This is a genomic window from Caulobacter sp. AVps18 (assembly GCF_058681425.1).
Genome location: NZ_CM178737.1, coordinates 1914129 through 1927564, shown reverse-complemented (window position 1 = coordinate 1927564; position 13436 = coordinate 1914129). Strand labels below are relative to the sequence as shown.

6 protein-coding genes and 1 pseudogene are annotated in these 13436 nt (G+C 66.2%); 4 read left to right on the top strand and 3 right to left on the bottom strand.

Annotated elements, in window-relative coordinates; translation table 11 throughout:
• Positions 1-325: 325 nt before the first annotated feature.
• The gene (locus ACW179_RS09085) at positions 326-1552 is read right to left on the bottom strand and encodes a serine hydrolase domain-containing protein (protein WP_492063969.1); all 1227 of its coding nucleotides are present in this window, start codon (positions 1550-1552) and stop codon (positions 326-328) included.
• A 351-nt stretch (positions 1553-1903) separates the two neighbouring features.
• Between ACW179_RS09085 and ACW179_RS09080 the strand changes: the two genes are divergently transcribed.
• Positions 1904-3133, top strand: a complete 1230-nt coding sequence (locus ACW179_RS09080; RefSeq protein WP_492063968.1) for a TetR/AcrR family transcriptional regulator — start codon at positions 1904-1906, stop codon at positions 3131-3133.
• A 65-nt stretch (positions 3134-3198) separates the two neighbouring features.
• Here ACW179_RS09080 and ACW179_RS09075 read toward each other — a convergent pair.
• Positions 3199-6365: pseudogene (locus tag ACW179_RS09075) on the bottom strand (TonB-dependent receptor); the annotation flags it as partial.
• A 337-nt stretch (positions 6366-6702) separates the two neighbouring features.
• Here ACW179_RS09075 and ACW179_RS09070 point away from each other — a divergent pair.
• Genes ACW179_RS09070 through ACW179_RS09060 form a run of 3 tightly spaced genes read left to right on the top strand, consistent with a single transcriptional unit; the run spans position 6703 to position 12403 of the window.
• Complete coding sequence (locus tag ACW179_RS09070) at positions 6703-8229, top strand: efflux transporter outer membrane subunit (protein ID WP_492063967.1); 1527 nt, start codon at positions 6703-6705, stop codon at positions 8227-8229.
• 11 nt (positions 8230-8240) lie between these two features.
• Positions 8241-9302, top strand: a complete 1062-nt coding sequence (locus ACW179_RS09065; protein ID WP_492063966.1) for an efflux RND transporter periplasmic adaptor subunit — start codon at positions 8241-8243, stop codon at positions 9300-9302.
• Positions 9302-12403: an efflux RND transporter permease subunit gene (locus ACW179_RS09060; protein WP_492063964.1), complete on the top strand. Its 3102-nt coding sequence runs from the start codon at positions 9302-9304 to the stop codon at positions 12401-12403. Before ACW179_RS09065 ends, ACW179_RS09060 begins: the two co-directional genes overlap by 1 nt.
• Here the strand turns inward: ACW179_RS09060 and ACW179_RS09055 are convergent.
• Positions 12400-13386, bottom strand: a complete 987-nt coding sequence (locus tag ACW179_RS09055; RefSeq protein ID WP_492063963.1) for a sensor histidine kinase — start codon at positions 13384-13386, stop codon at positions 12400-12402. The two genes, ACW179_RS09060 and ACW179_RS09055, sit on opposite strands and share 4 nt — an antisense overlap.
• Between the last annotated feature and the right edge of the window lie 50 nt (positions 13387-13436).

Sequence of the window (13436 nt, the reverse complement as noted above, 5' to 3'; positions counted from 1 at the left end):
CCCTTCGATCAATGAGAACGATCCGTGCTGGGGGAGGGCGTACGCGTGGAAGCTGGGGCTTGGGGCGCGACTTGCAAGCGTCCCACTGTTTCGAAGTCGTGGAATTTGCGCGGGCGCGGCGCGTTGTGGCCAATGCGTCGAACTAGGATAGAGCCCACTTCGGCGCGGAAGCCCTCGGCTTCCGCGCCGCTTTCTTTGGGCTAAATAGATGCTCCCCTTTTGGGGGAGCTGTCGCAGAGCGACTGAGGGGGTCTTCGCGGACGCGTCCGAGCTAGCCCCCTCCGGCCCTGCGGGCCACCTCCCCCAAAAGGGGAGGATCTCATCGTTAGGCCGCTGACTCCGTGAAGGCCGAATAGACCAGCGTCCGCAGCTCGCGCCGGATCGGATAGGCCGAGGACGGCATCAGCTGGGTCATGAACACCACCGCCAGGTCCTCGACCGGATCGATCCAGAAGGCGGTCGAGGCCATGCCGCCCCAGAAATATTCGCCATGCGAGCCGATGTTCTTGGTGCGGGCCTGGTCGACGGTCATCGCAAAGCCCAGGCCAAAGCCCAGCCCCTCGAATACCGCCTCACTGAACAGCGACTTGGACAGCTCGGTCAGCTCCTTGCCGCCGGGCAGGTGGTTCATGGTCATCAGCTTGATGGTCTTGGGGCTGAGCAGGCGCGCGCCGTCCAGCTCGCCGCCGTTCAGCAACATCCGGCAAAAACGCATGTAGTCGTCGGCCGTCGAGACCAGACCACCGCCGCCGGACTTGACTGACGGATCGCCGAGAAAGCGGCTCGTCTCCGGATCGTCCTGCAGCATCACCTTGCCTGTCGGGGTCAGGGCGTAGCAGGCGGTGAAGCGGGCGCGCTGGCTTTCGGGCACGAAAAAGCCCGTATCGACCATCTTCAGCGGATCGAAGATCCGGGTCTTCAGGAAGGCATCGAACGGCTGGCCGGAGATCTTCTCCACCAGATAGCCCAGCACATCGGTGGCCACCGAATAGTTCCACGACTCGCCGGGCGAGAACTCCAAAGGCACCGTGCCGAGGCGATCGACAAACTCCTGCAGGCCGCCTTCGCTGTCGATGCCGTCCAGCTTCAGCTTGCGATAGGCCGCATCGACATTGGTCTGCTGCTGGAAGCCATAGGTGAGGCCGGCTGTATGCCGCAGCAGGTCGATCATCCGCATGGGCTCATTGACGCGCTTGGTCAGGAAGCTGCCCAGAACGCCGCCGTTGAAGACCCCAACATCGCGCCACGCCGGGATGAAGCGGTGCACCGGATCATCCAGCGACACCAGCCCCTCCTCGACCAGCATCATGAAGGCGACGCTGGTGACCGGCTTGGTCATCGAATAGATGCGAAACAGGCTGTCGGCCTTGAGGGGCGTTCCGCGCTCACGGTCGGCCAGCCCCTGGACGGCGGTATAGGCCAGTTGGCCGCGTCGCCACACCTGGGTCAGGGCGCAGGGCAGCTTGCCCGTATCGATATAGCGGCTCTGGATGAAGGTCTCGATGCGCTTCAGGCGCTCGGACGACAGGCCAACGGCCTCTGGCGTGCTCATGATCGAAGTCTCCCCTGCGACCGATGGTGTCCATCGGCATTGTCATTGGCGCGGGTCCGGTATGGCTTGGGCAAGGCGTTGTGATGCAACGCTACCTTCACCGTCCCGCGCAGACTGATTGAAAACGAGGGAACGCCGATGGGCAAGCACTTGGATCTCCAAGCCGCCCATCTTGCGAGCGTCCTGAAACAAAACTGAAAAACAGTCGCGCTTTGATGGGCGATCATCGCGATCGTGCGAAGATCCAGGCGCGCGGCCTTTGCCTTGGCCAGCAGGACGCCTAAATACACAGCGTCTAAACTGGACCCGATAGTCCAGTTCCGGCGCGCCGTTGTTTCGGGAACCTGCTTGATGGATGACGGTCGGATCGGAGGCGCAGCCACCACGCGCTATGCCCGCAAGAAGGAAGCCATTCTGGCTGCCGCGACCGCGATCCTGAACCGTCAGGGCGTGCGCGGCATGACCCTGGCCGACGTCGCCGCCAAGGTGGGGCTGATCACCACCAGCGTCACCTATTACTACCGCAAGAAGGACGATCTGGCCGCCGCCTGCTTCATGCGCGGGCTTGAGCGCTTTGACGTCATGATCGGCCAGGCCGCCGCCGAGCCCGATCCCCCTGCCCGCCTGCGTCGCTTCATCGAGCTCTATCTGGACCTGAACCGCAGGGTACGGCTGGGCGAGGCTACGCCGCTGATCAGCTTCACCGAGATCAAGGCGCTGAAAGAGCCGATGCGCAGCTCGGTGACCGAAGCCTTCAACGATCTGTTTCGCCGGGTTCGCGGCTTCTTCGAAGGTCCGGAGTTCGACGGCCTCGAAAAGCGAGAGCGCAACGCCCGCACCCACCTGCTGCTGGAACAGGTGTTCTGGTCGGGCACCTGGCTGCGTCGCTATGACCTGGACGACTATGACCGGGTCCGCGACAAGATCTTCGACATCCTGGTGGGTGGCCTCGCCGCGCCCGGACAGGCCTGGGCACCCGCGCCCCTTCCCGACCCGACGCCCGGCGGCGGCGAGGAACTGGAATCGCGCGAGACCTTCCTGGTCGCCGCCACCCGACTGATCAACCAGCGCGGCTATCGCGGCGCTTCGGTAGAAGACATCTCGGCGGCCCTGAACGTCACCAAGGGCTCGTTCTATCACCACCACGAGGACAAGGACGCCCTGGTGGTCGAGTGCTTCCAGCGAACCTTTGCGGTCACCCGCAAGTCGCAGGTCGACGCCCGAGCCCTGGCGCAAACCTCCTGGGGCCAGCTGTCATCGGCGACCGCCGCCCTGGTCGCCTATCAGCTGTCGGATCACGGACCTCTGTTGCGGGCATCGTCGCTGGGCGCCCTGCCCACGGAAATTCGCCACGAAATGACCGAGGGCTATGATCTGGGATCACGCCGGTTCGCGGCCATGATCTCGGACGGTATAGCCGACGGCTCGGTCCGCCCGGTCGATGCGATCATCGCCGCTCACATGATCAATTCCATGCTGAATGCCGCCGCATCGCTGGGAACCTGGTTGCCCGACGTCGGGCGCGACGAAGCTGCACAGCTGTTCGCGCGGCCACTGCTGATGGGCGTTTTCGCCAAATAGCTGCGGCAACGAAAAAGGGGCGGCCAAAGCCGCCCCTTTCCCCGTCTTTGGATCCAGAACAGATCCTAGAACTTCTTGCGGATGCCCACCTTGTAGGTCCGGCCCAGCGGTTCGCCCGTGAAGGGGTCATAGCCGAGGTCGAGGCGTGCGTAGGACGGATCCTTGTCGAACAGGTTGGTGATCGCCGCCGTGACCGTGGTGTCCCAGGGCAGGAACACGCGATAGGCCAGGTCGGTCAGGATCTGCTCGTCGATCGTCTTGCCCGCGGCCACCGTGACGCCGGCGCCTGTGGTGTTCTTGTAGGCGTTGGTCGCGAAGGGCGCAGTGCGCTGATCCTCATAGGATCCGATATAGTTGACGCCCAGGCGCACATTGTGCGGACCGGTGCTCCACTCGGCAAACACGCTGCCTTTCCACTGCGGGATCGGCACGACGGTGGTCTGATAGTTGAGGAGGCCCACGGCGTCGAAGGCCTTTTCGACCACAACGCCTTCCACTGTCGTGGCGCCGACCTTGTATTCCTGGATGTAGGTGGCGTTGGCACCCAGGGACAGCTCGCCGCCCATGACCTCATCGAACCGGTAGTCGGCCGAGAAGTCGAAGCCAGAGTTCTTCACCGCCGCGCCGTTGATATAGTTGGTCTTCAGGCGAGCGATGCTGGTGGTCGGGGTCGAGCACGAACCGTTGTAGGTGAACCGCGCTACCAGGCCGGCATAGGCCGCGTTGGCGCAGTTGTTGGCGCCGCCGGCCCCGTTCGGATACAGGGCCGAAACCATGCCGGCCACAGGCTCGGTGACGATCGGGTTTTTGAAGTCAAACTGGAAGTAGTCGATGCTGGCCTTGAAGTTGCCGGCGTTGAAGATCAGGCCCGCATTGTAGGTGTTGGCTTTTTCAGGCTGCAGGTTGGGATTGCCGAAGATGTCCACGGCCCGGAACACGCCCAGGATGCCCTGGAGCGATGTCACCGAGGTGGTGGTGGTCACAGGGTCCGGCGGCCCGCGGAAGGTCGAGCCGGCAGAGCCGCGCACGGCCAGCCAGGGCAGAGCCTGCCAGCGCGCCGAGACCTTGGGGTTGAAGGTGTCGCCCACCGCGCCGCCATAGTCCTCAAAGCGGGCGGCCAGTTGCACCTGGAAGGAGTCAGAGACCGGCAACGACAGTTCGCCGAACGCGGCCATCACGTCGGACTGGTTGTCGGCTTCGTTGCCCACGCCCAGGAACATGAAGGGGCCGTTGCGTTGCGAGCCCGTGCAGGTCGTGACGCCGAAGTCAGGCGTGTTGACGCACGGATTGACCGCCGCGTTGCTGATGTCGTTGTAGTCGGCCTTGAAGTAGCTGCGGCGGTACTGGACGCCCGCAGCCCAGGCGATGTCGCCGCCGGGCAGGGAAATCTCGGTCCTGCCGTTCAGCACCGCCTCGCCGACAAACAGGCGCGAGGACTGCTTGGTCGACAGCTTCTGGAAGAACCAGCCGACCAGTTCCTTGCTGTTGGCCAGGCTCGAGCTGTAGCCGGGATTGGCGGTGCCGACGATGGCGTCGCCCGGGATCGCGCTGGAGAAGGGGTTGTAATACATGCAGCCGCCGACGCCGGCCGTACCCTGGATGCCAGGCGTGGCCGGGGCGGAGTCGCAGTTGGGCCCGCCGAGGCCCTGAAGGGCCAGGGCGAAGCGGTTGACCAGGGTGTCATAGCCTGTCCGAACGGCCACTTGCTGCGAATAGGTCAGGGCCACTTCCCAGCCGATGCCGTTGTCGAACTCGCCCTTCAGGTCACCCGAGACACGGAAGGCGTCGAACTCGCGCTTGCCGACCGACGGGCCGTAGTCAAACAGCGGATTGCCGCCGATGCCGAACGGCCGGTTGGCGACGTTCAGCGCGCCGAAGCCGAACACCGAGCTTGGCACCGTGGTCATGGCGAAGGGAGTCGCGGGGTTCAGGCTGTAGAGATTGACCGTCGGATTGGCGGCCATGAAGGCGATCAGGCCCGGATTGGTGGCCGGCACCACATAGCGCCCCGGAATGGCCGAGGCTTCAGCCGTAGGCGTCGCCAGGGCAGCATAGGACGGCGAGGTGTTCCAGTCGGGCACCTCGGTCTGGGAATACAGCACCTCGACATGGAATTTGGTGGTGTCGGAAAGGTCGGCATTGACCTCGCCGTACAGTTGGAAGGCGTCGGACTTTTCGACGAGATTGTCGAACGGCGTGTAGTGCCAGTAGCAGACCGGGGTCTGGCCGCTGAAGCCGGCATAGCCGCCCAGGCCCGAACACGACGGATCGCGCATGGCATTGGTGCTGCTGGCCAGGGGAATGAAGGTCGAGGGATTGCCCGCCGCCGACCAGCCCGCCTCGGGGTTGGACAGATAGGGCTGGTTGGCCCAGTCGCGCTCGGCGACGCTGAGCTTGGAGCGATGCTGCCAGCCGGCGCTGAGCAGCACATTGCCGTTGTCCCAGATCTTGCCGAAGGTGGCGTTGAGACTGTAGTCGCCGTCCGAGCCGTCGATGACCCGATAGTCACCGCCCACTTCCAGGCCGCTGAAATTCTTCTTGGTGATGAAGTTGACGACCCCGGCGATGGCGTCCGAGCCATAGGTCGCGGCGGCGCCGTCCTTGAGCACTTCAAGACGACCGATGGCGGCCGCGGGGATGATATTGGTGTCGACAATGCCCGCGCCGGCCTGGCCGAAGGGGTTGATCGCCAGGCGGCGGCCGTTCAGCAGCACCAGGGTGCGCTGCGAGCCCAGACCGCGCAGATTGACCGAGCCGGAGCCTTCCGAGCCCTGGGCGCGGCTGTCGAACTGGTTGGTGTCGCCCAGCACGCCGCTGGAGACCGAAAGGCCCTTGAGCAGTTCGACGGTTGAGGGCGAACCGCGTTTTTGCAGCTCTTCGGCCCCGATCACGTCCACCGGCAGGGCGGCGTCTTCCGGCGTGCCGCGGATGAACGAGCCGGTGACGACGACTTCTTCGACTTCAGTGGGCGTATCGGGCTTTGTCTGAGCTTGGGCGATACCGGTGGACAGGGCCATGGCCAGGACCAGTGATGAGCCGCCGCGCAGGAACACGGTTCTTTTCATTATAATTCCCTCCCTCGTTTGCTTTTTTGGACGCTTATTGGGGGACCGAGGCCGGCCTCAACCGTCGGGGCGTCGCATCACGCGCGCCTGGCCACGGGCCGCGCACATGTGCGCGGTTGCAGCATTTTCGAAACGTGATGATGCGCCGCTCATAGCCGACAAGTCGTGGACCTCCCCTGATCCTGCACTTGGAAACTCACGCATACTGCTTCTCGACGCTGCGCGAAGCGGGGTCGGGATTCTCGATCCGAACACCTGTTTCGATGATGCGGTATGTTTTGATCCCACGTCAACCGCAACACGCGCCAGGGCGAGGCGCACCAAGGCGCGGCATCTCTGCTGACACCTTCTGGCAACAGCCTGCGGCAAGATCGTCGCGCCGGCGTCATGGTTCACCTATCAATGATCAGCAGGGGCTTTCGCGCGGGACTAGACAGCCTTAAGCGTACAGCAGTTGGTCTGGACGGCTCTCAGGGCTGCGGGCCGCCAATCAGGTTGGACTTCATGAGTTTCGTTGCGACGGACGCCGCCAGGCACGCTCGCCCAGCGCTCTCGAACGCCCGCGCCCTCACCGCACGGGGTTGGGCCGCACGGGGTTGGGCGGCACTGGGCCTGGCGACGCTGGTTCTTTCGGCGTGCGCCTCCACGCCGAGGACAGCCGACACCCGCCTGCCTGCCGCCTATGAAGTGCCCCCCGGCGGCGCCCTGCCCGACCAGGCGCTGGATCGCTGGTGGACGACTTTTGCCGATCCAGACCTGACCCGGCTGGTCGAGGATGCCCTGGCCAAAAGCCCCGACGCCCGCCTGGCCGCCGCACGGCTAGAGGAGGCCCGCGCGGTACGCGGCGGCCAGATCCGCCAGCTCTACATCCCCTCCACACCCCTGACCGGCAGCGCCAGCCGCAGCTCGACCGACATCATCAAGCAGAGCGAAGTTCGCGGCTTCACCCAGGGCGGGGACAGCGAGACCTACAGCGCCAGCTTCGACGTCAGCTGGGAGCTTGACCTGATCGGCCGCCGCCGGGCCGCCCGGGGCGTGGTCGACAACGATCTGGCCGCCGCCCGGTTCGCCTATGAGGGGGCCCGCGCCGCGCTGGCAGCCAATGTCGCCCAGTCCTATTTCGAGGCCCGCGTTCTCGCCGTCCAACTGGACGACGCGCGCGAGACCGCGCGGATCAGCGGGTCCCTGTTCGACACCGCTTCGACCAAGAGCCGGCTGGGCCTTGCGCCCGTCTCCGACACCGATCGCATTGCGGCCGACCGCGCCCAGGCCCAGGCCCAGGTCGCCCAACTTGAAGCCCAGCTTCAGGTCGCCCGCCGCAGCCTGCTGATCCTGACCGGCCAGGGCGTCGATCCCTTGGCCAGCCTACCGGTGACAGCCAGCCTGGCGACGCCGCCGCCCGCCCCGGCCGCCATCCCTGGCCAGCTGCTGGCCCGCCGGCCCGACGTGCGCGAGGCGCAGGCCCGACTGGCCTCGGCCTCGGCCAATCTGCGCGTCAACGAGCTGGCAGTGTTCCCCACCTTCAGCCTCGCCCCGGGCGTAGGCCTGACCAAGGCGATCTCGCCCAGCTTCCTCCAAGAGGGTGCCACCACATCGACCACCAGCTCCAACTGGTCAGTCGGCCTGAACCTGTCGATCCCGGTGCTGAACATCCCCAAGCTGCTGGCTGATATCGACGCCCAGGACGCCCGCACCGAGCAGGCGGCCATCAGCTATGAAAAGACCGTGCAGACAGCGTTCGGCGAAGCCGAGGGTGCCTTGCTGCAATTGGCCGCCGACCAGCGCCGCGTTGATCTGCTGACGGCTGGCGAGGCCCGCGCGGCCTCGGCCTATGCCGCCAGCCGCAAGGGCTATGCCGCCGGCCTGAACGACCTGACCGCCACTTTGCAGGCCGAACAGTCCTGGCGCACCGCCCGCACCGCCCTGACCGGCGCCCGAGGCCAGGCCCTGCTGCGCGCCGTTCAGGCCTACAAGGCGCTGGGCGGCGGCTGGTCGCCCCAAGCTGTTCCCGACAAAGCCTCCTCGCGATGAGATCCGCTCCGATGACCCGCCCCCTGATCGCCACACTGCTCCTGACCACGGCCCTGGGCCTGGCCGCCTGCGGCAAGACGGACGAGGCCAAACCCGCCAAGGCGTCTGCCGCCAGCCCGGCCCGCGCCGTCACCGTCGGCCGGGTCGAAAGCCGTCCGCTGGGCGCCGGTTTCGAGGCCTCGGGCCAGCTGGTGCCGCGCGAGGAAGCTGCCGTCGGCTCCGAACTGGCCGGCTATCGCGTCGCCCGCGTCTTCGTCGAGGAAGGGGCCTATGTCCGCGCCGGCCAGCCCCTGGTCCAGCTGGACGACACCCTGCTGCGCGCCCAGATCGCCCAGCAGGCGGCGCTCACCGCCCAGGCCCAGGCCGAGGCCGCGCGCGTCGCCGGCCTCGACGGCCAGGGCGTGCTGTCTCAAGAGCAGATCGAGAGCCGGCGCTACGCCGCCAAGGCGCAAGAGGCCGCGCTAGGCGAGCTGCGGACCCGCTCCAGCCGCATGACCATCACCGCCCCGGTCAGCGGCCGGGTCCTGGAACGCACGGTGCGCCCTGGCGAAATCTCGGGCGGCGCAACCACGCCCTGGTTCCGCATCGCCCGCGACGGCCTCGTTGAGCTGGACGCCGAGGTCGGCGACGCCGAGCTTTCGGCCCTGGCCATCGGCCAGTCGGCACAGGTGTTGCTGCCCAATGGCCGCGCGATCTCCGGGGTCGTGCGCCTGATCAGTCCACGGATCGACGCCGCGACGCGCCTGGGCAAGGTCAGGGTGCGCCTGCCTGCGGATTCCGATCTGCGGCCCGGCGGCTTTGGCCGCGCCACCTTCGCCCCCTCGGGCCGCAAGGTGAGGGCCGCGCCCGAAACCGCCATCCGCTATGACGCCGAAGGCTCGTCCCTGGTCACGGTTGACGCGTCAAACCGCGCCCGTCAGACGCCGGTCCGCACCGGCCAGCGGGGCGGAGGCTGGGTTGAACTGCTCGATGGCCCGCCCGTCGGCTCGCGCGTGCTGCTCGGTGGCTCGGCCTTCACCCTCGACGGCGATCTGGTTAAGCCGACCGACGCCAGTGGCAAGGCCGCTCGCTGATGGCCGGCGTCCGCATATCCGCCTGGTCGATCAAGAACCCGATCCCGGTCGCGGTTCTGTTCATCGCCCTGATCCTGGCAGGCGTCGCCAGCTACATGATGCTGCCCATCAAGCAGTATCCCAACGTCTCGTTTCCTCTGGTGGCGGTGACCATCACCCAGAGCGGCGCAGCCGCCGGCGAGATGGAAACCCAGATCACCCGTCAGGTCGAAGACGCCCTGGCCGGGATCTCCAACGTCAAGAGCATCCGCTCATCGGTCGTGCAGGGCGTTTCGACCACCTCGATCGAGTTCGAGATCGGCGAGGACCTGCAGAAGGCCACCGACGAGGTGCGCTCCAAGATCGACCAGTCGCGGGCCCTGCTGCCGCGTGAGATCGACGAGCCTATCGTCCAGCGTGTCGACCTGGATTCACTGCCGATCATTACCTATGCCGTCTCATCGCCCTCAATGACAATCAGCGAGCTGTCCTGGTTTGTCGACGACACGATCAGCCGCAGCCTTCAGGGCGAAAAGGGCGTCGCCCAGGTCGCCCGGGTCGGCGGCGTGGATCGCGAGATCAATATCGTCATCGATCCGGACCGGATGGCTGCGGCTGGCCTGACCGCGCCGCAGCTGAATGCGGCCCTGGCCAGTTTCAGTCTCGACGCCCCGGGTGGCCGACTGGCGATCGGCGCGCGCGAGCAGACCGTCCGCGTCCTGGCGGCAGCCCGGACGGTGGAACAACTGCGGGCCGTGACCATCCCCACCAGCAGCGGGCGCTTCGTGCGCCTGACCGACGTGGCCGAGGTGGGCGACGGCGCTGGCGAGGCACGCGCCTTCGCCCGCCTGGATGGCCGCCCGGTGGTCGCCTTCCAGGTCAGCAAGACCAAGGACGCCAGCGATGTGCGCGTCGAGGACGGCATCAAGATCGCTATCGAAAAGCTGGTCGAGGCCCACCCCGACGTCACCTTCACCAAGATCTATTCGATCGTGGACGACACGCGCGCCAGCTTCGAGGCCACACGGACCACCCTTCTCGAGGGCATGCTGCTCGCGGCCCTGGTCGTGTTTCTGTTCCTGCGCGAATGGCGCGCCACCCTGATCACCGCCATCGCCATGCCGATGTCGCTGATCCCAACCTTCATCTTCATGGCGATCATGGGCTTTTCGCTCAATGTCGTGACCCTGCTGGGCCTGACCCTGGTGATCGGCATCCTGGTCGACGACGCCATCGTCGAGATCGAGAATATCGAGAAACGCATTGCCGCCGGCGAGCGCCCCTATGCGGCGGCCATGGTCGGCGCCGATGCGATCGGGCTCGCGGTCGTGGCAACCACCTTCACCATCGTCGCCGTGTTCGCGCCGGTGGCCTTCATGCCCGGCATTCCCGGCCAGTTCTTCCGCGAGTTTGGCCTCACCGTCGCGGTGGCGGTGCTGTTCTCGCTGGTCGTCGCGCGTCTGCTGACGCCGCTGCTGGCCGCCTACTTCCTCAAGCCGGCCTCCAACCCGCACCCGCGCAAGCCGTTCAAGGGCCTGTACCGCAACGTGCTGGAATGGGCCCTGGATCACCGGATTGTCGCCTGCATCATCGGCGGCGTGATCTTCGCCTTCTCGATCTTCATGGCCAGCAACCTGCCTGCCGGCTTCCAGCCGCCGGCCAACAACAACTATTACTACCTCAAGGTCCAGGGGCCGCCCGGCGCTACGGCGGCCGATATGGACCGGGCCGTCCAGTCGATCACCAAGCTGTTCAAGGCCCGTCCCGAGACGGCTCACGTCTTCGCCCAGATCGGGTCGGTCATCGCCGCCAGCGGTCCCGGCGGCGGGTCGGGCGGCAGCGACCTGCGCGACGGCACGGTGACCATCGTGCTGCATGACGAGCGCGAACTGCGGGTCCCCGAGATCAAGGCCCTGATGCGCGACAAGCTGCTGGATCTGCCGGATGTCCGGGTCAACCTGCTCAGCGACGATGGTTCGGCCGAGGTCTCCACCATCCTGACCAGCGAAGACGGCACGGCGCTGGAACGGGCCGCCCTGGCGCTGGAACGCCAGATGCGCGGCTTGAAGACCATCGCCGATCCGCGTCCAGCCTCTCCGCCCAGCGGCCCCGAAATCATCATCCGCCCGCGCGCTGACGAAGCCGCCCGCCTGGGCGTCTCGGCCGCCGACATCGCCGCCGTCGCCCGCGTGGCCACGGTGGGAGACATCGACGCCAATGTCGCCAAGCTGACCGACGGCGAGCGCCGCCTGCCGATCCGGGTGCGCCTGCCCGACAGCATTCGCGGCGACCTGGCCCAGATCAAGGCCCTGCAGCTCCCCACCGCGTCCGGCGGCTATACGCGTCTTGACGCCGTGGCCGATGTCGAGTTCCAGGCCGGGCCCGCCAAGATCGAGCGTTATGGCCGCAAGCGCCAGCTGACCACAGAAGCCGACCTGCAGCCCGGCGTCGTGCTGGGATCGGCCACCGCCGAGGTCGACAGCCTGCCGATCATGAAGAACCTGCCCGCCGGGGTCGAAAAGGCCACGGGCGGCACCGAGGAGGCGATGGGCGAGCTGTTCGGCGGCTTCGCTATCGCCCTGCTGTCGGCCATCTTCCTGGTGTTCGGGGTCATGGCCCTGTTGTTTGGCAGTTTCTTCAAACCGATCACCATCATGTCGGCCCTGCCGCTCGCCATCGGCGGCGCCTTTGCCGGCCTGCTGGTGTGCGGGATGAGCATGTCGGTCCCGTCATTGATCGGCCTGCTGATGCTGATGGGCCTGGCCGCCAAGAACTCGATCCTGCTGGTCGACTATGCCATCGAGGAGGAACGGGCCGGCAAGGCTCAGCGCGACGCCATCCTTGAAGCCTGTCGCGAGCGCGCCCGACCGATCATCATGACGACCCTGGCGATGATGGCCGGCATGCTGCCTACCGCCCTGGGCATCGGCAAGGGCTCGGAGTTTCGCCAGCCCATGGCCGTGGCGGTGATCGGTGGGCTAATCACCTCGACCGTACTGTCGCTGGTCCTGGTGCCCGTGGTCTATGAGATCGTCGATGACTTCGAAAACTGGCTCAAGCCCAAGCTGGCGCGCTGGACCACGCCGCGAGAGGCTCCCGGGAAGCCGCCAGTCATTTCTTAATCGACCTTGGCGACGTAGGTCAGGCGGCAAACCGTCCAGGCTCCTTCGCGCTTCATCTCGAAGCGACCGCCCAGCTGACCGGCCATGGCCCTGACGATGCGCAGGCCAAGGCTCTGGGACTTGGCGGGGTCAAAACCCTGAGGGGGCCCGTCGCCGTCGTCGCGGATGGTCAGGACGTGTTCGGGTCCGGCCTGGTCCAGCCGCACGGCAACGCAGCCCTGCCGACCGCCGGCGAAGGCATGCTCAAGGGCGTTGTTGAAGCATTCCAGCATCACCAGGGTGACCGGCGTCGATTGGTCGGGATGCAGGGGAAGTGCGCCGCCTTCCAGCTCGATCCGCGCCTGGCCGCCGGCGGCAAGGTTGGCGTCGTCCAGCAGGCTGATTGCGAAATCTCTGAACGGAATGGGGTCGCCGACCTGATTGTGAAGTTCGCGCTGGATGCGGGCGATGGTTTCAATCCGGCCACCGGCCTCGGTCAGGGCGTGACGCGCGTCGCCGTCCTTGACGCCCGCGGCCTGTAGCCGCAGCAGGGCGCCGACGACCTGGATGTTGTTGCTCACCCGATGATGCAATTCGCGATAAAGCAGCTCCTTGCTTTCAGCGAGGCGCTCATAGCGCTCGCGCTCGTCCGAAAGCTGCCGCATCGCCGTGCGCATGCCGTCGATGAAGAAGATGTCGACCGCCACCACGAAGCCGTAAAACAGCAGAGCGACGCCCGTCGCCAGGGTGAACTGGAACCCGTTATAGGGCGGCGAGAAGAAATAGCCCGCTCCGACCATCGATAGGGCAGCGCACAGGATCGCCGGGCGCGAGCCGGCAAAATAGGCCGTGATGACCACGGCCGGGAAGAAGGTTACATAGGGAAACCCGGGGGGGAGCCAGTCGTTGATCGCCAGGCGCACCACAAATGCCAGCAGCGCGGCCCCAGCGGCGAGACCATACTGCGATACCCGCATTTCGCGGAGACCTCGCCAGTCCATCATCCGTTCCCCCAAAACGCTAACTAGGCACTCCCCCCAATGAACGGCCACGT

Bases quoted from the DNA above. Each gene is read 5' to 3' on its own strand.
- ACW179_RS09085 (WP_492063969.1), bottom strand. From the start codon at position 1,552: ATGAGCACGCCAGAGGCCGTTGGCCTGTCGTCCGAGCGCCTGAAGCGC.
- ACW179_RS09080 (WP_492063968.1), top strand. From the start codon at position 1,904: ATGGATGACGGTCGGATCGGAGGCGCAGCCACCACGCGCTATGCCCGC.
- ACW179_RS09070 (WP_492063967.1), top strand. From the start codon at position 6,703: ATGAGTTTCGTTGCGACGGACGCCGCCAGGCACGCTCGCCCAGCGCTC.
- ACW179_RS09065 (WP_492063966.1), top strand. From the start codon at position 8,241: ATGACCCGCCCCCTGATCGCCACACTGCTCCTGACCACGGCCCTGGGC.
- ACW179_RS09060 (WP_492063964.1), top strand. From the start codon at position 9,302: ATGGCCGGCGTCCGCATATCCGCCTGGTCGATCAAGAACCCGATCCCG.
- ACW179_RS09055 (WP_492063963.1), bottom strand. From the start codon at position 13,386: ATGATGGACTGGCGAGGTCTCCGCGAAATGCGGGTATCGCAGTATGGT.